The sequence below is a fragment of the Demequina sp. NBRC 110057 genome (assembly GCF_002090175.1).
In the GTDB taxonomy this organism is placed as follows: Bacteria; Actinomycetota; Actinomycetes; order Actinomycetales; family Demequinaceae; genus Demequina.
On the sequence record NZ_BBRN01000003.1, the window covers coordinates 415,704 to 439,238 of the forward strand.

Sequence of the window (23,535 nt, forward strand, 5' to 3'; positions counted from 1 at the left end):
CGTCGGCCCCTGGCCCTACAGTGGGTGACATGCCTGACACCCCCCTCGTGTGGATCGACTGCGAGATGACCGGCCTCGACACGGTCAACGACGCCCTCGTGGAGGTGGCCTGCCTGGTCACCGACTCCGACCTCAACATCCTCGGTGAGGGGGTGCAGGTCGTCATCAAACCGTCGCAGGAGGCGCTGGACGGGATGAACGACTTTGTGCGGGACATGCACACCAGCTCGGGGCTCCTGCCCGAGCTCGAGCACGGCACCACGATGGAGGATGCCCAGGCTCAGGTGCTGGCGTACATCCGCGAGCACGTCCCGACGGCCGGAAAGTCGCCGCTGGCGGGAAACACCGTCGGCATGGACAAGATGTTCCTCGACCGCGACATGCCCGAGGTCATGGGCCACCTGCACTACCGCGTGGTCGACGTGTCCTCCTTCAAGGAGCTGGTGCGCCGCTGGTATCCGCGAGTGTTCTTCAACGCCCCCGCAAAGACGGGCGGCCACCGCGCGCTGGGAGACATCCGCGACTCCATCACCGAGCTGCGCTACTACCGCGAGGTCATCCTCACCCCCCTGCCCGGCCCCGACTCGGACACGGCCGCCGCCGCGGCGGCTAAGGTCACCGAGCGGCACAGCGCCGAATCGGCCCAGGCATAGCGGCATCGCGCGGGCGCGTCGCGAGCACCCGCGCGGACACGGTATGATCGTCGTCGGTCCTGATTCAGGGCCGCATGGTGGCTATAGCTCAGCTGGTAGAGCACCGCGTTGTGGTCGCGGGGGCCGCGGGTTCAAGTCCCGTTAGCCACCCCACAGCGAAGGCCCCCGGGATTTCCCGGGGGCCTTCGTCATTCCCCGACGGCGCGGGTACCCTTGACCGTCGAGTCCCGGACGGATGTGGAGGACCAGGATGCTCGCAGCGCTTACGGGTGCCGGACTGTCGGCGGCCGCCGGCCTGAACGCCTTCATCCCCCTGCTCGTCGTGGGGCTGTTCGCGCGCTTCACCGACTACATCGTGCTCCCCGACCACCTGCTGTGGCTCGAGTCGTGGCCCATGATCATCATCTCGGCCGCCCTGCTCGCGCTCGAACTTGTCGTGGACAAGATCCCCGGGGTCGATCACGTCAACGACCTCATCCAGACCGCCATCCGGCCCCTCGTGGGAGGCGTGATCTTCGCGGCCACCGCCGCCGCGACGGCGGTCGACTCGTCCACGTTCTGGCAGGACAACCCGCTGGTCGCAGGCCTCGTCGGCGCGGTGCTGACGCTCGCGGTGCACGTCGGTAAGGCAGCGTCGCGCCCCGCCGTCAACGCCACGACCGGCGGCACGGGCGCCCCGCTCGCCTCCTTCGCCGAGGACGCGATCTCGCTCACCCTGTGCATGGTCGCGATCTTCGTGCCCATCCTCGTCATCGTGGTGTTCATCGTCATCGCTGTCGCGATCTACCGCATCGTCACCACGGGACGGCGGCGCCGCCGCCACCGCGAGATGCGTCAGGCCCAGGAGCGCATCGAGCGCGAGGCGCAGGAGGCCGAGGGCGGCATGGTCGCGTGGTGGCGCTCCAAGTGGCGCGAGCCGCGCCTGCTGTCGCGCCGCCCCGAGCCCCTCGACTCCGACGTCTCCCCCGCATCGGCCCCGAGCGCCGGCACTCCCGCGAGCGCGGCGAGCCCGGACGAGGACGCCACCCGCGCCTAGCCGCCGTTAGCCGGCGACGGTGCCGAAGTCGGCAAGGAAGTCGGCGACAAAGGCGTTGGCGGGCGCATCCGTGACCTCGTCGGGGGTCCCCAGCTGCTCGAGCACGCCGCCCTTGGACAGCACAGCGATCCGGTCCGCGAGGATGACCGCCTCGCGCATGTCGTGCGTCACCATCATCACGGTGAGCCCCAGCGAGCGCTGCAGCTCGAGGAACTCCTGCTGGAGGCGGCGCCTGCCCTGTGGGTCGACGGCGCCGAACGGCTCGTCCATGAGCATCACGGGAGGCTCCACCGCGAGGGCGCGCGCCACACCGACGCGCTGACGCTCGCCGCCCGAGAGCTCGTGCGGGTACCGCTTGCCGTAGGTGGCGTGCGGGAGCCCCACGAGGTCGAGCAACTGCTCCACCCGCTCGCGCGTACGCGCCTTGTCCCACTTCAGGAGGCCCGGCACGGTGGCGACGTTCTGCGCGACAGTGCGGTGCGGGAACAGGCCCACGTGCTGGATGACGTAGCCGATGGAGCGGCGCAGCCTCACGGGGTCCTGGCTCAGGACATCGGCCCCGTCGACGGTGATGGTGCCGCCAGTGGGCTCCACCAGGCGATTCACCATGCGCAGCGTGGTGGACTTTCCGCAGCCCGACGGCCCGACGAGGCACAGCACCTCGCCCGGTGTGACCGCGAGGCTGAGGTCGCCGACAGCGACGGTGCCATCCGGATATTCCTTGCGCACGTGGTCGAAGACGATGCCGGCGTGATCCATCCCGTCACGCTACCGTGCCGCCACACGCGCGGTCACGGCGCGCGGCCGATGCGGGGGCCGGGTTCCGCACACCCTGTACGGTCGTGGCATGGACGCCGTGCCCAACCCGTGGTTCTCGTGGGACTACGTCGAGCGCAACTGGGGCGAGGTGTCGGACCAGCTGGTCATCCACACCACCCTCACGCTGCAGGCGGTGGCGATCGCGCTCGTGATCGCCTTCCCGCTCGCGGTGCTCGCCCGCCGCATCCCCCGGCTCGCCGGGCCGATCATGGGCGTCTCGGGCGTGCTCTACACGATTCCCTCGTTCGCGCTATTCGGACTGCTCGCGCCGTTCACGGGCATCGGCCGCACCACGGTGCTGATCGGGCTGGTGGCGTACGCACTGCTGGTCCTGGTGCGCAACATCTTGGTGGGCCTGCAGGGCGTCGACAGGGACGTGGTCGATGCGGCGCGCGGCGTGGGCTACTCCCCCACCCGCATGCTGTTCGCCGTCGAACTGCCCAATGCGCTGCCGTCGATCGTCGCCGGGCTGAGGATCGCCACGGTGTCGACAGTCGCGCTCGTCACCGTGGGCGTCGTCGTGGGATACGGAGGGCTGGGACAGCTGATGTTCCGCGGCCTGCAGTCGGACTACCGTGCGCAGATCATGACCGCCACGCTCCTGTGCCTCGCGCTCGCGCTGATCCTGGACCTGATCCTCGCGCTGGCGGGACGGCTCGCCACGCCGTGGCTGCGCAGGAGGGCATCATGAGCACGCTCGGCGACGCCTGGACGTACCTCACCACGTGGGAGAATTGGACCGGCGCAAACGGCCTCACCACCCCCACCTACGACGGCGGCTGGCGGTTCTCCCAGGACTCGATCCTCGCGCTCGGCATCGAGCACCTGTGGCTGTCGTTTGCGGCGGTGACCATCGCTGTCGTCGTCGCGCTCCCCCTGGGGTTGTTCCTCGGCCACGTGCGCCGCGGCGGCGGCACCACCGTGGTGGTGTCCAACGTCACCCGCGCAATGCCCACCCTCGCCCTGCTCACCCTGTTTGCGGCATCGGCCATCGGGTACGGCAACACCGCCGTGATCCTCGCCGCCGCCATCTTCGCCTTCCCTCCCATCCTCACCAACGCGTACACGGGCATGGCCGATGTGGACGCGGACATCCGCGAGGCGGCCGTCGGCCAGGGGCTCACGGCGCGCCAGGTGGCCCTCAGGGTCGAGCTGCCGCTCGCGATCCCGCTCGTCGCCGCTGGCCTCAGGACCTCGACAGTGCAGACCGTCGCCACCGTGCCGCTGGCAGCTCTCGTGGCCGGCGGTGGGCTCGGGGTCATCGTCAACACCGGCCTCGCCACTCAGCGCTACGGGCAGGTCCTCGCCGGAGCCGTCATCATCGCCGTGCTCGCGCTCACCATCGATCTCGTCATGTCGCGCCTGCAGCGGCTCGCCACCCCCGCTCCCCTGCGCGAGGCGGCGGCGACCGCTGTCTGAGCCGCCGCATCGGCCCTCGCCGCGCGCCGACCCTCGGACGCGCCTAAGGTGAAAAGGTCCTGGTGGGAACAGATTCCGTGGCGTCCTGGTTGCCAGGGTGTCCGACCCCGACACGAGGAGCACCGATGCACACCCGTTCGTACCTGCTGGCGGCAACTGCCGTCGCGTCGCTCGCCCTGACCGCCTGTAGTTCCGGCGGCGACGACGACTCCACCCCCGCCGCGAGCGGCTCCGACGCTCCGGCCGCAAGCGAGAGCGCCTCGGCGAGCGGCACCCAGGAGTGCCTCCCCGTCCCCGGCGACCAGCTCGTGGTGCTCGAGGACGACCTCGAGCTGCAGAACAGCGACAACATCATCCCGGCACTGAACCAGGAGGTCGCCTCGCAGGACGTGCTCGACGTGCTGGCCGCGGTGTCCGGGGCGCTCGACACCCCCACGCTGATCGAGCTCAACAAGTCCGTGGACATCGACCGCCAGACCTCCGAGGAGGTCGCGGAGGCGTGGCTCGACCAGGCCGCGCTGTCCATCTCCGAGACCGGCGACGACAGCACCATCGTGGTCGGCGCCGCCAACTTCTCCGAGAACATCACGCTCGCCGAGATCTACGCCGACGCCCTCGACGAGGCCGGCTACGAGACCGAGGTGCGCGAGATCGGCAACCGCGAGACGTACCTGCCCGCGCTCGAGAGCGGCGAGATCGACATCGTCCCCGAGTACGCGGCGACGTTCGCCGAGTTCCTGGACGGCGACGTCGAGAACACGGTGGCGTCCGGCGACATCGCCGAGACCGTGGCCGCCCTCACGCCGCTCGCCGAGGAGTTCGGGCTCGTCGTCGGCGAGCCGGCCGATGCGCAGGACCAGAACGCCTTCGCCGTCACCCAGGGCTTCGTCGACCAGTACGGCGTCACCACGCTGTCGGAGCTGGCCGAGACCTGCGGCGGCATCGTCCTGGGCGGCCCGCCGGAGTGCCCCGAGCGCCCGTTCTGCCAGCCCGGACTGGAGGGTGAGTACGGCATCGAGGTCGCCGAGTTCCGCTCGCTCGACGCCGGCGGCCCGCTGACCAAGAACGCCATCACCACCGGCGAGATCGCCCTCGGCCTGGTGTTCTCCTCCGACGGGGCGCTCGCGACCAGCTGACGCGCCACGCACACGCGTCGGAGCCCCGACCACCGCTGAGAGGTGGTCGGGGCTCCGTCGCGTTTAGGCCAGGTCTAAGCCCGTCACCGCCGTGGCAGCGCTCACGAAGGTCGCGGCCACCGTGGCGGACCCGTCGAGGTAGCCGCCCACGAGCGCAGCGTCGCGCAGCATCACGAGCTGCGCCGCCGCCGCGTCCGGGTCCTCCACCCCCGCGGCCTCCGCCGCCGCAGCGAGCGTCTGACGGAACCACGCGCGGTGGGCGTCGATGAGTCCTCGCACCTCGGAGTCGGCGTCCGGATACTCGGCCGCCGCGTTGATGAAGGGGCATCCGCGGGTGTGCCGCTGAGCGATGTCCGCGGCGATGGCGGCGATGGCGAGCCCCAGCTGGCGCTCCGGCGCGGCAGCGGCCGCCGCTGCCGCCTGCCCGCGGATCGCGGCGTCCTCTCCCCTGAGGTACGCGAGCACGAGCCCCTCCTTACCCGCGAAGTGGCGGTACAGGGTGGCGCGGGGCACGCCCGCCTCGTTCACGATGCGGTCGATCCCGACCGCGTGGATGCCCTCCTCATAGAAGAGGGCCGATGCGGTGGCGAGGAGCCGCTCGCGAGGACCGTCGGGCGCGGATGCGGCGTGGGAGATGGCCATGTCAGTCATGGTACGGGAACGCTCATTCTCGCTTGCGTATGCCTGCGCTATCGAGCCGGGAAGTGTTGACCCAGGTAAAACGCCTTTATCGAAACCTGAAGAGCAGATTCGAGGAATCGCGGAATGATTCAAACAAGAACGAACGTTCTCCCTCATGTCCGAGCCAACCGACCCGGATGCCAGGGGCCACCAGGCCCACCCGGGACCGGAAGTCCCTCGCACAAAGGACAGCATCATGACCACCACGATCACCACCCGCGAAGCCCATCAGATCGCCGCCGCCAACGCCTCCGGCCGCCCCACCGCCCTGCTCGTACACGGGCTGTGGCTGCTCGCCGAGAGCTGGGACGCCTGGAAGACCCGCCTCGAGGACGCCGGCTACGCCGTCGTCGTCGCTGAGTGGCCTCACGAGGTCGAGGATGTCGCCACGGCTCGCCGCGACCCGTCATTCTTCGCCGGCGTCGGAGTCGGCGAGGTCACCGACCACGTCGCCGAGGTCGCGGCGGCGCTCACCCGCAAGCCGCTGCTCATCGGCCACTCGTTCGGCGGACTGCTGGTCCAGCGCGTCGCCGACCGCGGCCTGGCGAGCGCCACGGTCGCCATCGACCCCGCACCGTTCAAGGGCGTCCTTCCCCTGCCGGCGTCCACGCTCAAGGCGTCGTTCCCCGTCCTGGGCAACCCGGCCAACCGCAAGCGCACGGTGACCCTCACCTTCAACCAGTTCCGGTACGGCTTCGCGAACGCCGTCAGCGAGGACGAGGCCACGGCCCTGTACGAGGCGCACCACATCGCGGCCCCCGGTCGCCCGCTGTTCCAGGCCGCCACGGCGAACGTCAACCCGAAGGCCGCGACTGCCCTCGACGTCACCAACCCCGAGCGCGGTCCGCTGCTGGTGATCTCCGGCGAGAAGGACACCATCGTCCCCCGCGCCATCGCCCACGCCGCCTATCGTCTCCAGTCGCGCAACGCGGCACCCACGGAGTTCGTGGAGCTCGACGGACGCGGACACTCCCTCACCATCGACTCGGGGTGGGTCGAGGTGGCCGACACCGCGCTCGCCTTCGCGGCGCGTCACGCGGGAGTCCCCGCCGTCGCCTGACCCGCGAGCCCCCGGGGCCCGGCCGCCGACGCCTCGGCGGCCGGGCCCCGGCGCGTCTTAGGGTGGCGCCATGGAAGACGAGGCGCTCACCGGCGGAAACATGGGCAACGTGCGCCGCGCGGGCGACAAGGTAACCCGTCCCGCCGGACCCTGGACGCCCGCCGTGCATCGCCTCTTGCACCACCTGGCCGCGGCGGAAGTCGGCGACGTTCCCGCACCGGTGGCCGTGAGCGCCGACGGGACGCGCGAGACCCTCACCTTCGTCGAGGGCGACGTCCCCGCCTACCCGATGCCGGCGTGGGTCTGGAGCGAGCAGGCCTTGGACTCGTCGGCCAGGCTGCTGCGACGGCTCCACGACGCCACCGTCGAGGCGGTGCGCGAGGGACCGTGGCGCTCTCCGACGCGAGAGCCCGCGGAGGTGATATGCCACCACGACTTCGCTCCGTACAACCTCGTCTTCCACGACGGCGCCGCGGTGGGCGCGATCGACTGGGACTTCGCCGCCCCAGGGCCGCGAGTCTGGGACCTCGCCTACCTCGCGTATCGGATCGTGCCGCTCACCACCGAGGACGTCGGCGACGGCTTCGGCCCACGCGACCGCGAGGCCCGCCTTCAGCGCCTGGTCGACGCCTACGGAGCGGAGACGTCGGTCGCCGAGGTGCTCGCGGTCGCGGCCGACCGCCTGGCGGCCCTGGCCACGTTTTCCGACGACCAGGCGATCGCGCAGGGGCGGCCGGAGCTGGCCAACCACGCGGCCCTGTACCGGCGCGACGCCGCAACCCTGCAGGGCGGCGCTATGCCGCGCGCGCTCGGCGTCCCCGCCAACGGACCACTGCCGAGGCCCCGCCGGCGATGAGCGCGGCTCCCACCCACGGCCAGGGGCTGGGCACGTTGTCGACCGAGCCGCCGGCCTCGATATAGGCCACATGTTCGGGCGTCATGACCGTCCAGCCGCGAAGAAAGAGGGCCGCCGCGGCGACCCCCAAGGTCACCCAGGCCACCTGCCACGCCTCCGGTCGCCTTAAACGTCTCGCCATCGCGTCCACCCCCACCCCATTCGGGCCACTCCCCCGCGGCACCCGACCCGCGCCCGCTCCGGCACGGTGAGGTCAGCGTAGTGGAGGCGAGCCCCGCATCGGCCACCCAGAAACGACGAAAGCCCGGCTCCATCTGGAGCCGGGCTTTCACTGGTACACCCCCTGGGACTTGAACCCAGAACCCACTGATTAAGAGTCAGTTGCTCTGCCAATTGAGCTAGAGGTGCTTGACCGCTTCCGTGCGGTGCGAGAGTCAACTGTAGCACCAGTTTCGGTGACTGTGAAATCGGCCCCCGGCCCCGCATCGACGACGATACCGTTGACCCATGAGCGACACCCGTCTGAGCATCGGCGACACCGCCCCCGACTTCACCGCGACCACCGACCAGGGCACCTTCACCCTGTCCGAGCAGCGCGGCAAGCACGTCATCCTGTACTTCTACCCCGCCGCCATGACCCCCGGCTGCACCACCGAGGCGTGCGACTTCCGCGACTCCCTCGACGCTCTGCAGGCCAAGGGCTACGAGGTGGTGGGCATCTCCAAGGACACCCCCGAGAAGCTCGCGCAGTTCCGCGAGGCCGAGGGTCTTACCTTCACCCTCGTGTCCGACCCCGAGACCTCCATCCAGGAGACCTACGGCGCGTGGGGCGAGAAGATGAACTACGGCAAGACCATCGTCGGCTCCATCCGCTCCACCATCGTCGTGGACCCCGAGGGCACGGTCGAGCTCGCGCTGTACAACGTTAAGGCCACCGGCCACGTGGCGCGCGTGCGCCGCGAGCTAGGCGTCGACGCGTAACGACCCGCGCGACAAGGCCCGGACCCCGTGGGGTCCGGGCCTTTCGTCTGTCCGGCCGATGCGACGGCTCAGCCGGCCAGCAGCCTCGCCCTGAGCCTCGCGAGGGTCTCGTCGTCTCCCCCGTGCGCGAGGTACCAGGCCTCGACGCCGCCCTCGGCATCCCAGCGGTCAAGCACGAACTGGATGGCGTGGCGAGGCGCGTCGAGCAGCTCGCTCGCGCTCTGAGAGACGGCCGCGGCCGCGAACTCGGGCCGCATGCCGCGCATCATGCGGGCCAGCACGCCACCCATGTGGGTGGCCGTGGTGGTGTAGTCGTCGACGATGTCCTGCCGCTCCGCGCCCAGCAGCGCGAGCACGAGGGCCGCGAGCACCCCCGTGCGATCCTTGCCCGCGGAGCAGTGCATGAGCACCGGCGCCTCGGCGTTGGCCACCTCTGCCACGCCGCGGGTGAGCGCCGCGGCCGAGGCTCCCTCGGTCATGCGCGCGTAGAGCGCCTCGAGCGACATCGCGGTCTGGCGGGCGCGCTCACCGGTGAGGTCGGCCTCGTCGAGCACCGGCAGGTCCACCACGCGGGACGCGTCCGCGAGCGCGTGCGGGTGTGCCTTCTCGGCCAGTCCGCGCATGTCGATCACGGTGGCCGGCGGCCACGGACGGAGTCCCTCCGGCGCCTCGTCTCCGGCCGCGGGGGCGTCCGACCGGAACAGGATTCCCGGCGCCACGATGGCCGATGCCGCGGCGAGGTCCCGGGCGTTGGCGAGCCTGGGTTGGGGGTCGGGTAGGGCGTCGAGCATGGGGGCCTCCTGGGCACGCGGCGGGATGGTCCCACCCTGCCAGAGCCGGGCCGGACGGGAGGGAATGACCCGCATCTGCCCCTGGGACGCGTCGAGGCCCGAAAGGTGGTCGAGGCCTACCCCATTAAGGAGGGTGCGGGCGTGGAAGAATGACGGCCATGCGTCGCATCGTCCCTGCTGCCGCCGCCATCGTCGCGGCCCTCACCCTGTCCTCCTGCGCCTCGGCCGACCCCACCACCGCCCAGGACCCGCGCGTGGATGAGCAGTGGGGGCTCGACGCGGTGAGCTCGCGCGAGTCCTGGGAGTACGCGACAGGCGACGGCGTGGTGATCGCGATCGTCGACACCGGCGTGGACGACGGCCACCGCGACCTGCGCCGTCAGATGGTGCGCGGAATCGACCTGGTGGACGACGACCGCAACCCCAAGGACGAGAACGGTCACGGCACCCACGTGGCAGGCATCGCCGCCGCCGCCGCCAACGACTACGGCATCATCGGCGCCGCGCCCGACGCGAAGATCATGCCCATCCGCGCGCTCGACGAGAACGGCGCGGGCTCCAACTCGACCATCGCCGAGGGCATCGACTGGGCGGTGGACCACGGCGCCGACGTCATCAACCTCTCGCTCGACGAGACCGGCCTGCTGGGGCGCATCGAGAAGGGCGGGCCCGTCAACGACGCGATCACGCGTGCGGACGAGGCGGGGGTGGTCGTGGTGGCCGCCTCCGGCAACGCAGGCGAGGTGGGCCAGCAGTACCGGTTCGGCGTCCACGTGCTCGTGGTCAACGCGTCGAACAAGGCGGGAACCGCCACCTACTTCTCGAATGTGGGCGACGCGCGTGCCGTGGCGGCGCCCGGCGTGGACATCCTGTCGACGGTGCCCACGTATGCGACCACCATGTTCCCCGACGGCACCGACGGCTACGAGACCATGGCGGGCACGTCAATGGCGTCGCCGCTGGTCGCGGGGGTCGCCGCGCAGCTCATCTCCGCCGGCGTGCCGAGCGAGGAGGTCATCGACCTCATCACCGACACCGCCTCCAACCCGGACGGGCTCGCGGGCCTCGGCAACGGCATCGTCGACGCGAAGGCAGCGCTGGTCGAGGCCGTCGCGCGCGGACTCATCACCGCCGAGTAGTCCCCGCGTCCGTCACCTGGACCACGCCGGCAGGCGCGTCCAGCAGACCCATGGTCTCGGCTGCGGCCGTGTCGATGTGGACGCGGAACTCGCTGCGCGGTGCCTGCTCGGTCCACGTGCCGGGCCCGTAGAACAGCCCGTAGCGGATGGCAAGGCCGTCGACGGCGGCCACCGCCGCCTCGAGGTAGTCCACCGCGCGCTGCGCGAGCCCCGGCAGGGGAAACGCCACGGACTGGGCGATCACCCTGGCGTCGACGGCCGATGCCGCGGCGATCAGGGCATCGGTCCCCACCGTCCGCACCCGCCCCAGCCCGCGCGCCTTGAGCAGCAGGGCCGACTTGCGGTCGGGGAGGTTGGTCGCCTGATGCATCACGACGTCGGGGTGGTGCTCGTGGGCGAGGGTGAGCATTGCTGCCCTGTCCATGACGTCCGCGACGATGGGCGTCGCGCCGGCGGCGGCGAGCAGCGCCGCCTTGGACGGCGTGCGCGTGATTCCCACCACGTCGTGCCCCGCGTCCACCATGAGCGGCACCAGGCGCGCCCCGATGACCCCCGTCGCTCCCGCCAGCAGGATCCTCATGCTCTCAACGTAGGCCCGCCGCCGTCGCGGCGCGCGGCGAGCACCAGGGGCGTTACCGACTCGAGACGCGGCGGGCGCGCGCGACGGCGTCCGGGAGGACCGCCATGAGAGCGTCGATTTCGGCGGCCGTGGTGCCGGGGCCCAGGGAGACGCGCAGCGTCGAGGCCGCGTCCGCGTCCGACCTGCCCATGGCCTGCACCACGTGGCTCGCCTGCACGACGCCCGCCACGCAGGCCGATCCGTTGGACACCTCGACGCCGTGGCTGTCGAGCACGTAGAGCATCGCCTCGCCCGGCGCCCCTGGCACCACCAGGTGCACGATGCCGGGCAGGCGCCCGTCGCCGGGCGGCGGTCCGGAGACCGTCACCTCGGGAATCGCCGCGCGCACGCGCTCCTCGAGGTCGCGCTGCAGCGCCCGCAGCCTCGTCGCCTCGCCGGCGGCGGAGGCCACCGCCTCTTCCACTGCGACCGCGGCCGCCGCCGCGCCCGCGGGGTCGAGCGTCCCCGAGCGGATCGACCGCTCCTGCCCGCCGCCGTGCGACACGGGGGTCAGGCGCGCGTCGCGCCGCACCAGCAACGCGCCCACCCCCACCGGGCCGCCCACCTTGTGGGCCGACAACGCGAGGGTGGTGAGCCCGCTGTCGCCAAAGTGCACCGGCAGGTGGCCGACTGCCTGGACGGCGTCGGAGTGCACGGGAACGCCGCGTGCCGTCGCGAGCTCGACGACCCAAGCCACCGGCTGCACCGTGCCCACCTCGTTATTTGCCCACATCACCGACGCGAGGGCCGTGGGCCCCGCGAGCGCCTCCTCGAGCGCGGCGAGGTCCACGACGCCCTCGCCGTCGACGCCCACCTCCACCGCATCGGCGCCCTCGTGGGAGGCGAGCCAGCGCACGGGGTCCAGCCCCGCGTGGTGCTCGATCGCACTCGTGACCACGCGCGCGAGAGACGGGTCCGCTGCGTGCCGCGCCCAATACAGGCCCTTGATCGCGAGGTTGTCCGCCTCGGTGCCGCCCGAGGTCCAGACCACCTCCGTGGGGTGGGCGCCGAGCGCGGCAGCGAGTCGCTCGCGGGCCTCCTCGACGACGGCCCGCGCACGCCGGCCGGCTCCGTGCAGGGCCGAGGCGTTGCCCACCTGGCGGGAGGCCTCGAGCCAGGCCAGGCGCGCCGCGTCCGTCATGGGCGAGGTGGCGGCGTGGTCGAGGTAGGTCACGGCGACCAGTGTAGGAAGCGCCGCGCTACGGTGGCGGCATGACCGAGATTCCCGGCAGCCAGCGCCTCCACCAGCTCGCGCTCCTCGCGCTCGACCACGGCATCGCCTCCGCCGAGGACGGCCCCGTCCTCGCGTTCGCCGTCGAGGAGGACGCCGAGGGACGCCGCACGCTCGGCCGTTTCCCGTCCGAGACGCTCGAGGAGGGCCTGATCCACGCCCGTGCTCACCTGCGCGAGTCGGAGGCCCACCTCATCGCCGTGTGCTTCGACGGGTTCGTCACGCTCGAGGAGGGCCGCTTCGACGCGGTGTGGGTGATGGCCCAGGAGCGAGGCATGGAGCACTCCCAGTCGTTCTTCCAGCGCTACCGCCCCGCGGACCACGCGGAGGGATTCGCGTCGCTCGGCAACGCCGGCTATGGGGGCCCGTCCGACCCGCTGTACAAGCCCTGAACGCACGGAGGGCCGATGCGGATGTCGCCATCCGCATCGGCCCTCCGTGGTGCAGCGGTTAGGAGGCCGTGCAGGCCTCACCGTTGAGGGTGAACTCCGTGACGTCCTGGGCTGCCTTCGCGGACTGCCCCACGAAGCCGATCGTCACGGACTGACCCGGGCGCAGCGTGCCGTTCCAGGACATCGAGTCGACCGTCACGGCCGCGCCGTCCTGGCTCCACATGCCCGACCAGCCGTTGCCGACCTTCTCGCCCGCCGCGAACTCCCAACCGAGCTCCCAGCCGTTGATGGTCTCGTCGCCGGTGTTGGTAATCCACAGCTGCGAGATGAAGCCGCCGGGCCATTGGCCGTGGATGTCGTACGACACGTCGCACGTGGGCACCACGGGCTCGCCACCCTCGACCGTCAGCGCGATCGGGAACGAGGTTCCCGTCACGTCACCCTCGACCGTGAGGACGGTCTCGCCCTCGGCATCGGCCGGGATGGTGACCGTGGCGGTCGCCGTGCCCTGCTCGTCGAACAGGTCGGTGGGCAGGGTGTTGGTCACCGGGAACGTGCCCAGCTCCTCGCCGTCAAGGCTCACCACCACGTTCTGGTCCACCTTGTCGGGGGCGCCGGTGAACATGAGCGAGGACAGGTCGAACGTCACCTCGTCGCCCGCGCCTACGGTCAGCGACTCGGTGTCGACACCGATGGCACGCTGGTCGTACTCGGTGCCGAGCGAACCGTTCTCGGCAAGGTAGCCCACCATGATGTCGGAGTCCACGCGGGCGGTGTCGGTGGCGTCGGCCCCTTCGGCGAAGGTGGTGAAGCCGTCGCCGCCGCTCGCGAGGAACGAGTTGGTGACGATGGTGTACTCAGCGTCGAGGTCGACCCGCTCGCCGTCGAGCCACATCTGGAGGATGTGCTCACCCTCGGCTGCATCGGGGTCGTAGGTGTACTCGAAGCCCTCGGACACGCCGAGCTTCAGGAACGGCCGGGTCTCGCCCGGCTGCCACTGCTCCTCGAGCACGCTGGCGATCTGCTGACCGGTGAGCGTCATGGTCGTCAGCGTGTTGCCGAACGGCTGGACGTCGTAGGCCTGGCGGTACGTCACCGGCGAGGGGTACTCGCCAGTGCCACCCGCGGCACCCAGAAGGTCGGCACGCAGGCCGCCGGGGTTCATGAACGCGATCTGGGCTCCGTTGTCGCGCGTCGCCCACAGCTGGACGTCGGCGACAGCGTTGCCGAGGGTGGACTCGGCGCCGCGGCTGGAGCCGGAGGTGCCGGTGGCGGTGCGGGCCCGGTACAGCGGCTCGCTCACCTCGCCGATCTCGCGGGCCCCGAGCTCCTCGGAGGCCTCGTCGGCGGCGTCCACGATGGCCTGGACCTCGGGGTCGGCGGCGAAGACCGGCTCCGTCGCGCACGGCTCGGTGTCCGTCGCCACGCAGTCCGGGTCGACCTGGCGGGTCTCGGTGAGGTTGACCACGTCCGACTCGATGCCGGCGAGCTCGCCGGTCGCGTTGTCGAACTCGAAGACCAGCTCGTTGAGGTTCATGCCGTACTGGCCGGCGGAGACGACGGGGCGGCCGAAGTCGCGGTCCGTCCAGCCGCCCACGGGGACCTCGTGGTCGTACAGCATGTGGGTGTGGCCGGAGATGACGGCGTCGATGGAGTCATCGAGGTCCGCGAGCATCGCGCCGAAGTCGTTGCTCGTGTCGACCGCGTCAGCGTAGTCCGACGAGGGCGCGCCCTCGTGAACCAGGAGGATGATCGCGTCGGCACCCTCGTCCTCGAGCACCGCGGCGGAACGGTTGGCAGCGACCGCCTCGGACTCAAACGTGAGGCCCTCGATGCCGGCGGGCGAGACCAGGGTGGGCGTCTCGTCGGTCACGACGCCGGTGAAGCCGATGCGGACGTCGTCCGACTCGTCCACGGTGCCGTTGTCGAAGGTCGCCATCCAGGTCTCGGGGAGCGCCGCCGAGCCGTCAGCGTGGCGGACGTTGGCACCCAGGTACTCCCAGGTGGCGCCGCCCATCTCCGCGTCGGGGTTCATGACCCGCTCGGTGAGGTCGTCGTAGCCCTGGTCGAACTCGTGGTTACCCACCGCCGAGACGTCGAGGCCCATGGCATTCAGGACATCGATGGTGGGCTTGTCCTGCGCCACGGAACTCGCGAACGACGAGGCGCCGATGAGGTCGCCCGCGGCGGCGAACACCGAGTTGGTGTGCTCCGACTGGAGCTGGTCGACGGCGCCCGCCATGACCGCGGCGCCCGCCTCGCCGGAGGCGAAGTTGGGGAGGATGCGGCCGTGGAAGTCGTTGGTGCCCAGCACCTGGACTGTGGTGGTCTCCGCGGGCTGCGCGCCGTCGCCGAGGTCGAGGCCGATGAGCGCCGGGTCATGGTCCGAGGTGCGGTACATGTCCGGGGCGTACAGGGACTCGATCTGCGAGGCCGACTTGAACTCGGTGTTGTAGTCCAGCACCCCGGGCTCGTCCGAGTTGATGTGGACGTGCTCGGCGCCGGTCACCTGCTCTGCCATCGAGGAGGACGCGAAGGCGTAGTCGAGCGAGCCCCACTGGCCGTCGTACACGTAGGAGTAGTCGTCGCCGAGCTCCACGTAGCCGGCGTCGCGCAGGACCTGGATGGGGTCCTCCTGGCCGTACGAGTTCAGGTCGCCCATGACGATGTAGTCGTCGTCCTCGACGCCCGTGGGGTGGGTGTCGAGCCAGGACACGAGCGACTCGGCGGCCGCGGTGCGGGCCCCGTTCCAGCAGCTGGCGCCGTCACCGGCGTCGGCGTTCACGCCGGAGCTGGGGCACGAGCCCTTCGACTTCCAGTGGTTCGCGACGACGGTGAAGGTCTCGCCCTCGCCGTCCTCGAACGTCTGGGCCACCGACGGGCGGTTGTTGTCGTCGTCGAAGCTCGGGTCGACAGAGTTGTCGAGCACCGCGTAGTCGCCGACCTCGCTCACGGCGCCGGAGTCGTACAGGAAGCCCACCCGGATGGTGTCGGTGCCGACGGTCCCGGTGTCGACGTAGGACCAGGTGTCCGTGTCGGTCGCGGCGTTCATCGCCTCGGCGAGCTCGGCAAGGGGCTCGACGCCGGTGGTGTTCTCCAGCTCGGCCATGCCGATGACATCCGCGTCGAGCGCCACGAGGGCCTCGACGAGCTTGGTGGTCTGACGATCGAGCTCCTCGGCGCTGTCGGCGCCGCGGCACTCCTGCTGGTAGCCGTCCGGGCCGCAGATATTGCCCGAGCCAGTGGAGAGGAAGTAGTTCAGGACGTTGAAGGCGGCTACCTTCACGTCGCCACCCACCTCGGGGGCCTCGGTGGGCCGCGCGTTGGTCGCCTGGAAGTCAGGCGTGGCGGCATCCGCGCTCACGGGGCGGACGCGCCAGTCGTTGCCGGAGGCCGAGTTGCCCGACCACGTGTAGGTCATCACGCCGGTGAGGCCGGTGACGGTGTCACCGCCGCGCAGGGTGTTCTCGGCGCTCAGCGGCTCCCCGCCGCGGCCCATCGGGTCGACGTTCTGCAGGTTGATCGCGTCGTCGACCTTGATGGTGGCGAGGTCATTGCTGGCCTGGAGCGCGGTCGCCTCGGCACCGGGCTCCACCACGGCGGTGGGCTGGTCGAGTTTGCCGATGCCTGACAGGGTCACCTCGTTGAAGCGGCCCAGCAGGTACACCTCGGTGACGGTCAGCTCGTCGGGGAACGTCACGAGCATTCCCTCGTAGCGCTCGGCCTCGACGGCATCGGCGAAGGGCAGCGACACCTCGACGGGGGTCGCCTCGCCGCCGGTGGACAGCGTCTCGACGGAGGTCGACGAGATCTGGGTCTGATCCTGGTACTCCGAGACGGTGCCGGTCACCGACACCTCGTCGCCCAGGTCCACCTCGTCGGCGCCGTTGTTGAACACGAAGACGGCCTCCGACGTGGCCGGGTCGTCGTCGTGCTCGCCGTCGCGGCTCTGGACGTAGAACCCGCGCAGGTTGCCCTCGGAGTTGGGGCCCTCGTAGTCACCGACCACAATGCCCTCGACCGTCACGACGCTGCCGGCGACGGGCGAGGCCACGGCGTTGCCCTGGACGGCACCGATGGGCATGAGCTCACCCTCGACGGGGTCCTCGCCGCCGTCGCCGTCACCCTCGCCGGGGTCGGTCGAGCCGTCGGGACCGCACACCGACTCGTGCGCGCCCAGGCCCGTCACCGTGTCCTTGGCGAGGCTCTCCCACTGCGAGGCGTCATACGTGGTGACGCCCGCGCAGACGGAGGCGTCGCGCACGAGCGTGACGTCCGTTCCCCAGGTGGGCCGCTCCCCCACGGTGCCCATGACGTCGATGATCTCGCCGTCCTTCACCAGCGTTACGGCGTCGTCGCCGTTCCACTGGACGGAGCCCGAGACCTGGTTGGCGAGGGCGGCCACGTCGTTGGTGCCGCTGGTGTTGTTGCTGGCCAGCACGTAGGTCTCGCCCGCGGCGAGCGTTCCCTCGAGCCCGATGCTGGACGATCGGGTGGTCGCGCCGTTCTGATACGGCTCGACGGCGTAGTCGCTCAGGTCCACGTCGGCGTCGGTGCCGTTGTAGATCTCGAGGGCCTTGTTGAAGCCACCTCCCTCCACGTATTCGGAGATGAAGAGGTCGTCGGCGAAGGTGGTGCCGTCGGCCGCCTGAGCGGGGGCGGCCACGAGGGCGCTCACCCCCATCAGCGACAGTGCTGTGACGGCGGGAATGCGGAGGCGCATGAAAACTCCCTGGCAGTAGGCGTGTTGCTCACGCTAGCCAGGTTCGTTCTCAGATGCCTGACAAAGCGGATAAATCTCCGTGAACACTCCGTGTCGGGCATGTTGCGCACGCCGTAGGGTGGAACGCATCCACCGACGGAAGGACATCATGGCCACCTGGTTCATCTCCGGCTGCTCCACCGGCATCGGGCGCGCGACCGCCCAGGCCGCCGCCGACGCGGGCCACGCGGTGATCGCGACCGCCAGGCGCACCGAGACCCTCGAGGACCTCGTCGCCGACCATCCCGACACGGTGACGGCCCTCGCGCTCGACGTGACCGACCCCGCCTCGATCGCCGATGCCGTGGCGGCCGCGACCGCCGTGGGGCCCATCGATGTGCTCGTCAACAACGCGGGCATCGGCTACTTCTCGACCATCGAGGAGTCGGACCCCGTCGAGGCCCGGCGCGTGATGGACACCAACTTCTGGGGCGCCGCCGACCTCACCACGGCGCTGCTGCCGCACCTGCGCGAGCGCCGCGCTGGCCACGTCATCACGGTGTCCTCGATCGCGGGAGTGCGCGGCTCGGCGGGCATGGGCTACTACTGCGCATCCAAGTGGGCGGTCTCGGGTTTCATGGAGTCGCTCGCCAAGGAGGTCGCACACCTGGGAATCAGGGTGTCCATCCTGGAGCCGGGCCCGGTGCTGTCGCAGTGGATCCCGTCCGGCGCCAAGGTGCGCGACATTCATCCCGACTACGCCGACGTCATGGAGCCCTACTGGGAGCGCATCGACCACCTGCCCGGCAATCAGCCGGGCGACCCGCACGCCCTGGCGCGAGTGATGCTCCAGATCGCCGAGCTCGACACTCCCCCGCTGCACCTCCTGGCGGGCCGCCACGCCCTCACGCAGGGCGCGGCCAAGGCCGCGGCCCTCGCCGACGAGGTGGAGCGCTGGGAGGAGCTGGGGCTGTCGATCGACACCCGCGGCTGAGCCGCCCGCCGCACGCTCCTGCCCACGCCACCCCATCACCACCCGGTCCCGCCGGCCTCCGCCGTGACGAAGCGACGGTAGGGCTGCCCGACACGCCGCGACACGCCGGCTCGGGACGGCGTGTCGCGGCGAGGAACCGTCACGTCGTCACGCGGCCAGGGACGCGGCTCCGGGCGGGCGCGCCGGGACACGGGCCTCTGGGCCACGCCAGCCCACACACGCGACTCGGCCCCGGCCACCCTCACGGGCGGCCGGGGCCGAGTGCCGAGCGGGGTCAGGCCCCGCGGTGCTCCTTGATGCGTGCGACGGCCTGAGGGATCACGTCGAACAGCGATCCGACGACGCCGAAGTCGGAGATCTCGAAGATGGGCGCCTCGGGGTCCATGTTGATGCACACGATGGTGCCGGACGCCTGCATGCCGCCGCGGTGGTGCACCGCGCCCGAGATGCCCGCCGCGACGTACAGCGCGGGGGTCACGGTGGTGCCGGTCTGGCCCACCATGTGCTCGTGGCTGATCCAGCCCTCGTCGGTCGCGTCGCGGGACGCGCCCACGGCGCCGCCCAGCAGCTCTGCCAGCTCCGTCACGAGCGCGTAGTCGCCGCCCGTGCCGCGGCCGCCGGACACCACCACGGGAGCCTCGGCTAGCGGGACTCCCTCGCCCTGCTCGACTGCCTCGACGTGGGTGATGCGCTCGCGCGTGGCGGGAAGCTCGACTTCCACGTCCACGACGGTCGCCGCGCCAGCGGCCTCGGCGGGGGCGGCGATGGTCGTGTTGGGGCGGATGCCCACGATCGCCTTGTCGGACTCGATGCGGGTGCGCACGTCCCACGTGGCGGCGAAGACGGTCTGGAAGGTCTCGACCTTGCCGTCCACGAGTTCCGCCCCGGCGGCGTCCACCACGACGCCGGCGCCGGTCGCGAGCGCGAGCCGGGTGGCGATCTCCTTGGTGACGAAGGTCGAGATGACGAGCACCACATCGGCGTCGGCCGATGCTGCGCCCAGGGCCGCCGCGGCACGCGAGGCGACCCTGGCATCGGCCGCGTCGACGACGCGCACCTCGGTGGCGCCGTACTCGCCAAGGAGCGCGGCGGCATCGGCCGCGGGAGCGGAACCGAGCCACACTGCCACGGGGGTGCCGAGCGTGCGGGCGAGGGTGAGGGCCTCGAGCGACGGGCGCGTGACGGCGCCGTCGCGGTGGTCGACGAGGACGGCGACGGTGGTCATGCGAGTCCCTTCTCGATGAGGAAGTCGGCGAGCTGCGTGCCCGCGTCTCCCGTGTCGGTGATCTTCACGCGGTTCTCCTTCGCCGGACGCGGCGAGGCGTCCACGACGACGGTGCGCGCGCCGGCCTTGCCCACGGCGGAGGCGTCCACGCCGAGGTCGGCGAGCGACCACTGCGCGACCGGGGCCTTGCGGGCGGCCATGATGAGTTTGAAGTTGGGGTAGCGCGGCTTGTTCGCCTCGTCGGTGACGGACACTACGGCGGGCAGCGGGGCCACGAGGGTCTCGTGAGCGTCGGGCAGGTGGCGCTCGATCGTCACCTCGCCGTCGGCCACGGACAGGGCCGATGCGAGGGTCGCCTGGGACCAGTCGAGCTCGGCCGCGAGCGCGGTGGGCAGCATCGACGTGAGGCCGTCGAGGGCCGCCATGCCGGTGATGACGAGGTCGAGCGGGGCCTCCTCGTGGACCTTGCGGACGGCGGCGGCGATGACCGTGGCGGTCCCGAAGACGTCCGAGTCGGCGATGGCCTCGTCCGAGACGTGGATGGCGTGGTGGACGCCCAGCTGGAGAGCCTTGCGGACGGCGGCGACGGCATCGGGCCCGCCCACCGTGAGGGCGTAGACCTCTCCCTCGCCCGCCGCCTCGACGAGCTGCAGTGCAGCCTCGACGGCGTTCTCGTCCAGCTCGTTCATCGTGCCGTCGTCCCCGCTGCGGGTCACGCGGCCCTCGGTGAAGGACCGCTGCGACTGAAGGTCGGGGACGTGCTTGACCGTGACCAGGATGCGCATGAGGCTCAGCCTAGCGGTGCGTCCGCGCCCCGCACGCGCGTGCGCGACGGGAACAGCGCGGGCCCTCCGGGCGTTCTGGCGTGACGCCACCGCCGACGCTCCAAGGAGATGCCCGTGAACGCCGCCACGTCCGCCCCGACACTGCCCGAGCTCGACCGCCAGGTCGACGCCTACGTCGCCGCAGGCTACCCGGCACTGGCCGGGATGGAGCTGGCCGACTTTCGCGCGCTGTTCGCGCCCGTGGCGGCCCAGGCATCGGCCCTCGGACTGGGGCAGGAGGCCGATGCGGCGGCGGGTACCCTTCCCTTTCTTGCGGTGGTGACGGACGCCCTCGTCGACCCGGCGGTGAGGGTGCCGCGGCTGCGGTTGGCGGGCTCGGCACGCGAGGGAATCCTCGACCGCAATCACGGCGGCGAGGGGCTCGCCCCGTACCGGGTGCGCGAGGAGCTGGGGGTACCGGATGCGCCCGTGTACCTCCTCACGGGTATCGATCGCGGCGACGAGTTCAGGGGCGTGGCGCCAGCGCAGACGCGGCCCGTGCTCGCCGAGCGTCGCCGTTCTCCCCTGACGATCGCCGAGGGCCTCTCCCTCGTCGCGGCCCACCCCGAAATGCTCGTCAAGAACCACTGCTTCATGCTCGATGGCTCCACGCGGGGCGACAAGCGCGTCCCCGCACTGTGGATCTCCGAGCGCTCCCCCAAGCTCGGCTGGTGCTTCGACAAGGTGCCTCACACGTGGCTGGGCATCGCGTCCGCAGCCGGGCGCCACTGAGACCGGTCACGGAACGACACGCGGAGGACCTCCCCATGACGACCCCTGCCAGGCACAATGAGGCCATGAGCATCGATGGCGCGACCCCGTCCCCCACGCCTCACCGGCTGGGGGTTCACCTCGTGGACGGCGGCGCCGTGGTCGGCGTCTACGCCGGGCACGCCACCAAGGTCGAGTTAGCTCTCTTCGACGAGGCCGATGCGGAGACCCGCCTCGAGCTGTTCGGCCCCACCGCTGGCGTGTGGCACGCGTTCGTCCCCGGCATCGGCGAGGGCCAGCGCTACGGCTTCAGGGCGCACGGCCCCTGGGCTCCCAAGAAGGGACACCGCTACAACCCGGCCAAGCTTCTCCTCGACCCCTACGGCCGCGGCATCGAGGGCGGCCTCACCCCCATGAACGACCCGCGCGCGCAGGCGCTGCTGTCGAATAAGGACGACACGGACACCGCGCCGCTCGTTCCCCGCTCGGTGGTGACGGCCGAGCCCGGCGGCTCGTGGCAGACGCCGCGTCCCTACATCCCGTGGGAGGACACGGTGGTGTACGAGCTCCACGTGAAGGGCTTCACGCAGCAGATGCGGGACGTCCCCGAGCACCTGCGCGGCACCTACGCGGGCCTGGCTCACCCCGCATCGATCGAGTACCTGACGTCGCTCGGCATCACCACTGTCGAGCTGCTGCCGGTCCACGCGTTCGCTTCCGAGCCCCACCTCGAGAACATGGACCTCACCAACTACTGGGGGTACTCGACGATGGGATTCTTCGCCCCCCACGCCGCGTACGCGACCCAGGAGGCGCGCGCCAAGGGCGCCCAGGGAGTGCTCGACGAGTTCGTGGGAATGGTGGACCTGCTGCACCAGGCGGGGCTCGAGGTCATCCTCGACGTCGTCTACAACCACACCGCCGAGGCGGGCTGGGGAGACAGGACCCTGTCGTGGCGGGGGCTCGACAATCACGCCTACTACCGGCACCAGCCGCACTCCCCCGGCCACTACGACGACACCACCGGCACGGGCAACACCCTCGACTTCGCCCACCCGCGCGTGGTGCAGATGGCGATGGACTCGCTGCGCTACTGGACGGAGGAGGTGGGCGTCGACGGGTTCCGCTTCGACCTCGCCGCCACCCTGGGTCGCACGGGCCACGGCTTCTCCACGCGCCACCCGTTCCTCGTCGGCATCACCATGGACTCGGTCATCGGCGGCACCAAGCTGATCGCCGAGCCGTGGGACACCGGCATGGGCGGCTGGCAGGTGGGCAACTTCCCCGCCCCGATGGCCGAGTGGAACGACCGCTTCCGCGACAAGATCCGCTCGTTCTGGCTGCAGGACATGGCGCGCGGCGGCCGCCACCACCCCACGGCGCCCGAGCTCGCGACGCGCCTCGCCGGATCCTCCGACCTGTTCGGCCACACGGACCCGCCGCTCATGCGCGGGCCGATGGCCTCGGTCAACTTCGTTGCCTGTCACGACGGCTTCACCACGTACGACCTCACCGCCTACAACGGCAAGCACAACGAGGCCAATGGCGAGGACAACAGGGACGGCACTGACAACAACCGCTCCTGGAACCACGGCTTCGAGGGCGAGACCAGCGACGCCGACATCAACGCGATGCGCCGGCGAGCGGTCCGCAACATGCTGGGCACCACTCTGCTCAGCGCCGGCACGCCGATGCTTCTCGCGGGCGACGAGATGGGCAACACCCAGGGCGGCAACAACAACGCCTACTGCCAGGACAACGAGATCTCGTGGCTGGACTGGGCGTGGCACCCCTGGCAGGCGGACCTGCGCGCGACAGTGCAGCACGTCATCGCGCTGCGCCGCGAGAACCGCGTGCTGCGGCCGGCGGAGTTCTACGAGGGCCGCGACCCGCATCCCGGCGACGACAACCCGCGCGCCGACTCCGCGTGGTTCATGGCCGACGGCCAGCCGGAAAACGAGGACTGGTGGGAGGACCCCCGCACGCGCGTCCTGCAGTTCATGCGGTCGCTGTCCGACGAGGGCGAGCGCGACGCCCTCCTCATCGTCAACGGCTCCAACGACGCCGCGAGCGTCGTCACCCCGGCCGATGCCGGAGCGGCCTGGCAGATCGTGTGGGACTCGGCGTGGGAGTCGCCCGTGGGGGTCCCCCTGGAGACGGTGGAGCCCGGCGAGGAGCAGGTGCTCGAGGCGAGGACGATGCGCCTCCTGCTGTCCTCCGAGTAGGCGCCCGAGAACGGGACGAGGGGGCGGCACCCGTGTGGGTG

21 protein-coding genes and 2 tRNA genes are annotated in these 23,535 nt (G+C 71.1%); 14 read left to right on the plus strand and 9 right to left on the minus strand.

The genetic code is table 11. The features are described from left to right. Positions 1 to 29 precede the first annotated feature (29 nt). The 3 genes from orn (at position 30) to B7K26_RS01925 (ending at position 1,689) form a co-directional block, all read left to right on the plus strand. Positions 30 to 653: an oligoribonuclease gene (gene orn, locus B7K26_RS01915; protein ID WP_084076990.1), complete on the plus strand. Its 624-nt coding sequence runs from the start codon at positions 30 to 32 to the stop codon at positions 651 to 653. A gap of 77 nt (positions 654 to 730) precedes the next feature. Next, positions 731 to 806: transfer RNA gene (locus B7K26_RS01920), tRNA-His, on the plus strand. Between the two features lie 97 nt (positions 807 to 903). Further along, positions 904 to 1,689, plus strand: a complete 786-nt coding sequence (locus B7K26_RS01925) for a DUF4126 domain-containing protein (RefSeq protein WP_084076991.1) — start codon at positions 904 to 906, stop codon at positions 1,687 to 1,689. A gap of 6 nt (positions 1,690 to 1,695) precedes the next feature. Here the strand turns inward: B7K26_RS01925 and B7K26_RS01930 are convergent, their stop codons facing one another. Continuing rightward, positions 1,696 to 2,448: an ABC transporter ATP-binding protein gene (locus B7K26_RS01930; protein WP_084076992.1), complete on the minus strand. Its 753-nt coding sequence runs from the start codon at positions 2,446 to 2,448 to the stop codon at positions 1,696 to 1,698. A gap of 88 nt (positions 2,449 to 2,536) precedes the next feature. Here B7K26_RS01930 and B7K26_RS01935 point away from each other — a divergent pair, with 88 nt between their 5' ends. The 3 genes from B7K26_RS01935 to B7K26_RS01945 all read left to right on the plus strand — a co-directional run bounded on the left by B7K26_RS01935 (position 2,537) and on the right by B7K26_RS01945 (position 5,063). Beyond that, a complete protein-coding gene (locus B7K26_RS01935) occupies positions 2,537 to 3,199 on the plus strand; it encodes an ABC transporter permease (RefSeq protein ID WP_084076993.1) in 663 nt (220 codons plus the stop codon). Beyond that, positions 3,196 to 3,927 carry an ABC transporter permease gene (locus B7K26_RS01940; RefSeq protein ID WP_084076994.1) on the plus strand — a complete coding sequence of 244 codons (732 nt, stop codon included), beginning with the start codon at positions 3,196 to 3,198 and terminating at the stop codon, positions 3,925 to 3,927. The genes B7K26_RS01935 and B7K26_RS01940 overlap by 4 nt, the downstream gene beginning before the upstream one ends. A 125-nt stretch (positions 3,928 to 4,052) precedes the next feature. Further along, positions 4,053 to 5,063 carry a glycine betaine ABC transporter substrate-binding protein gene (locus tag B7K26_RS01945; protein ID WP_084076995.1) on the plus strand — a complete coding sequence of 337 codons (1,011 nt, stop codon included), beginning with the start codon at positions 4,053 to 4,055 and terminating at the stop codon, positions 5,061 to 5,063. Between the two features lie 63 nt (positions 5,064 to 5,126). Here B7K26_RS01945 and B7K26_RS01950 read toward each other — a convergent pair whose 3' ends face one another. After that, a complete protein-coding gene (locus B7K26_RS01950) occupies positions 5,127 to 5,705 on the minus strand; it encodes a TetR/AcrR family transcriptional regulator (RefSeq protein ID WP_143340416.1) in 579 nt (192 codons plus the stop codon). Positions 5,706 to 5,940: 235 nt separating this feature from the next. Here B7K26_RS01950 and B7K26_RS01955 point away from each other — a divergent pair, with 235 nt between their 5' ends. Together B7K26_RS01955 and B7K26_RS01960 are read left to right on the plus strand one after the other, a co-directional pair. After that, complete coding sequence (locus B7K26_RS01955) at positions 5,941 to 6,804, plus strand: alpha/beta hydrolase (RefSeq protein ID WP_084076997.1); 864 nt, start codon at positions 5,941 to 5,943, stop codon at positions 6,802 to 6,804. A 70-nt stretch (positions 6,805 to 6,874) separates the two neighbouring features. After that, positions 6,875 to 7,660, plus strand: coding sequence for a phosphotransferase (locus B7K26_RS01960; RefSeq protein ID WP_084076998.1), 786 nt, complete (start codon positions 6,875 to 6,877; stop codon positions 7,658 to 7,660). Between the two features lie 332 nt (positions 7,661 to 7,992). Here B7K26_RS01960 and B7K26_RS01965 read toward each other — a convergent pair. Then, positions 7,993 to 8,068 (minus strand) — tRNA-Lys (locus tag B7K26_RS01965). A 99-nt stretch (positions 8,069 to 8,167) separates the two neighbouring features. On the opposite strand from B7K26_RS01965, the gene B7K26_RS01970 reads away from it, so the two are divergent. Beyond that, complete coding sequence (locus B7K26_RS01970; protein WP_084076999.1) at positions 8,168 to 8,641, plus strand: peroxiredoxin; 474 nt, start codon at positions 8,168 to 8,170, stop codon at positions 8,639 to 8,641. Positions 8,642 to 8,709: 68 nt separating this feature from the next. Here B7K26_RS01970 and B7K26_RS01975 read toward each other — a convergent pair whose 3' ends face one another. Then, the gene (locus B7K26_RS01975; RefSeq protein ID WP_159449577.1) at positions 8,710 to 9,432 is read right to left on the minus strand and encodes a tyrosine-protein phosphatase; all 723 of its coding nucleotides are present in this window, start codon (positions 9,430 to 9,432) and stop codon (positions 8,710 to 8,712) included. A 158-nt stretch (positions 9,433 to 9,590) separates the two neighbouring features. Between B7K26_RS01975 and B7K26_RS01980 the strand changes: the two genes are divergently transcribed. Continuing rightward, complete coding sequence (locus B7K26_RS01980; protein ID WP_200810922.1) at positions 9,591 to 10,571, plus strand: S8 family serine peptidase; 981 nt, start codon at positions 9,591 to 9,593, stop codon at positions 10,569 to 10,571. Here B7K26_RS01980 and B7K26_RS01985 read toward each other — a convergent pair. After that, on the minus strand, positions 10,558 to 11,151 hold the full coding sequence (locus tag B7K26_RS01985; RefSeq protein ID WP_084077002.1) for an NAD-dependent epimerase/dehydratase family protein: 594 nt from the start codon (positions 11,149 to 11,151) through the stop codon (positions 10,558 to 10,560). The two genes, B7K26_RS01980 and B7K26_RS01985, sit on opposite strands and share 14 nt — an antisense overlap. Positions 11,152 to 11,203: 52 nt before the next feature. Beyond that, positions 11,204 to 12,364 carry a cysteine desulfurase family protein gene (locus B7K26_RS01990; protein WP_084077003.1) on the minus strand — a complete coding sequence of 387 codons (1,161 nt, stop codon included), beginning with the start codon at positions 12,362 to 12,364 and terminating at the stop codon, positions 11,204 to 11,206. Between the two features lie 38 nt (positions 12,365 to 12,402). On the opposite strand from B7K26_RS01990, the gene B7K26_RS01995 reads away from it, so the two are divergent. Continuing rightward, complete coding sequence (locus B7K26_RS01995) at positions 12,403 to 12,813, plus strand: hypothetical protein (RefSeq protein WP_084077004.1); 411 nt, start codon at positions 12,403 to 12,405, stop codon at positions 12,811 to 12,813. Between the two features lie 58 nt (positions 12,814 to 12,871). On the opposite strand, the gene B7K26_RS02000 is transcribed toward B7K26_RS01995, so the two are convergent. Then, on the minus strand, positions 12,872 to 17,536 hold the full coding sequence (locus B7K26_RS02000; protein WP_084077005.1) for an ExeM/NucH family extracellular endonuclease: 4,665 nt from the start codon (positions 17,534 to 17,536) through the stop codon (positions 12,872 to 12,874). A gap of 148 nt (positions 17,537 to 17,684) precedes the next feature. Between B7K26_RS02000 and B7K26_RS02005 the strand changes: the two genes are divergently transcribed. Continuing rightward, on the plus strand, positions 17,685 to 18,509 hold the full coding sequence (locus B7K26_RS02005; RefSeq protein ID WP_084077006.1) for an oxidoreductase: 825 nt from the start codon (positions 17,685 to 17,687) through the stop codon (positions 18,507 to 18,509). A gap of 274 nt (positions 18,510 to 18,783) precedes the next feature. On the opposite strand, the gene B7K26_RS02010 is transcribed toward B7K26_RS02005, so the two are convergent. Continuing rightward, entirely contained in the window at positions 18,784 to 19,734 is a 951-nt protein-coding gene (locus B7K26_RS02010) for an electron transfer flavoprotein subunit alpha/FixB family protein (RefSeq protein WP_084077007.1), read from the minus strand. Then, positions 19,731 to 20,519, minus strand: coding sequence for an electron transfer flavoprotein subunit beta/FixA family protein (locus B7K26_RS02015; protein WP_084077008.1), 789 nt, complete (start codon positions 20,517 to 20,519; stop codon positions 19,731 to 19,733). The genes B7K26_RS02010 and B7K26_RS02015 overlap by 4 nt, the downstream gene beginning before the upstream one ends. A gap of 114 nt (positions 20,520 to 20,633) precedes the next feature. Between B7K26_RS02015 and B7K26_RS02020 the strand changes: the two genes are divergently transcribed. Next, positions 20,634 to 21,290 (plus strand): DUF5701 family protein, encoded by a 657-nt coding sequence (locus tag B7K26_RS02020; protein WP_234998654.1) that lies wholly within the window; start codon positions 20,634 to 20,636, stop codon positions 21,288 to 21,290. A gap of 65 nt (positions 21,291 to 21,355) precedes the next feature. After that, on the plus strand, positions 21,356 to 23,494 hold the full coding sequence (gene glgX / locus B7K26_RS02025; protein WP_143340417.1) for a glycogen debranching protein GlgX: 2,139 nt from the start codon (positions 21,356 to 21,358) through the stop codon (positions 23,492 to 23,494). Positions 23,495 to 23,535: the final 41 nt, after the last annotated feature.

Bases quoted from the DNA above. Each gene is read 5' to 3' on its own strand.
- orn (WP_084076990.1), top strand. From the start codon at position 30: ATGCCTGACACCCCCCTCGTGTGGATCGACTGCGAGATGACCGGCCTC.
- B7K26_RS01925 (WP_084076991.1), top strand. From the start codon at position 904: ATGCTCGCAGCGCTTACGGGTGCCGGACTGTCGGCGGCCGCCGGCCTG.
- B7K26_RS01930 (WP_084076992.1), bottom strand. From the start codon at position 2,448: ATGGATCACGCCGGCATCGTCTTCGACCACGTGCGCAAGGAATATCCG.
- B7K26_RS01935 (WP_084076993.1), top strand. From the start codon at position 2,537: ATGGACGCCGTGCCCAACCCGTGGTTCTCGTGGGACTACGTCGAGCGC.
- B7K26_RS01940 (WP_084076994.1), top strand. From the start codon at position 3,196: ATGAGCACGCTCGGCGACGCCTGGACGTACCTCACCACGTGGGAGAAT.
- B7K26_RS01945 (WP_084076995.1), top strand. From the start codon at position 4,053: ATGCACACCCGTTCGTACCTGCTGGCGGCAACTGCCGTCGCGTCGCTC.
- B7K26_RS01950 (WP_143340416.1), bottom strand. From the start codon at position 5,705: ATGGCCATCTCCCACGCCGCATCCGCGCCCGACGGTCCTCGCGAGCGG.
- B7K26_RS01955 (WP_084076997.1), top strand. From the start codon at position 5,941: ATGACCACCACGATCACCACCCGCGAAGCCCATCAGATCGCCGCCGCC.
- B7K26_RS01960 (WP_084076998.1), top strand. From the start codon at position 6,875: ATGGAAGACGAGGCGCTCACCGGCGGAAACATGGGCAACGTGCGCCGC.
- B7K26_RS01970 (WP_084076999.1), top strand. From the start codon at position 8,168: ATGAGCGACACCCGTCTGAGCATCGGCGACACCGCCCCCGACTTCACC.
- B7K26_RS01975 (WP_159449577.1), bottom strand. From the start codon at position 9,432: ATGCTCGACGCCCTACCCGACCCCCAACCCAGGCTCGCCAACGCCCGG.
- B7K26_RS01980 (WP_200810922.1), top strand. From the start codon at position 9,591: ATGCGTCGCATCGTCCCTGCTGCCGCCGCCATCGTCGCGGCCCTCACC.
- B7K26_RS01985 (WP_084077002.1), bottom strand. From the start codon at position 11,151: ATGAGGATCCTGCTGGCGGGAGCGACGGGGGTCATCGGGGCGCGCCTG.
- B7K26_RS01995 (WP_084077004.1), top strand. From the start codon at position 12,403: ATGACCGAGATTCCCGGCAGCCAGCGCCTCCACCAGCTCGCGCTCCTC.
- B7K26_RS02000 (WP_084077005.1), bottom strand. From the start codon at position 17,536: ATGCGCCTCCGCATTCCCGCCGTCACAGCACTGTCGCTGATGGGGGTG.
- B7K26_RS02005 (WP_084077006.1), top strand. From the start codon at position 17,685: ATGGCCACCTGGTTCATCTCCGGCTGCTCCACCGGCATCGGGCGCGCG.
- B7K26_RS02010 (WP_084077007.1), bottom strand. From the start codon at position 19,734: ATGACCACCGTCGCCGTCCTCGTCGACCACCGCGACGGCGCCGTCACG.
- B7K26_RS02015 (WP_084077008.1), bottom strand. From the start codon at position 20,519: ATGCGCATCCTGGTCACGGTCAAGCACGTCCCCGACCTTCAGTCGCAG.
- glgX (WP_143340417.1), top strand. From the start codon at position 21,356: ATGAGCATCGATGGCGCGACCCCGTCCCCCACGCCTCACCGGCTGGGG.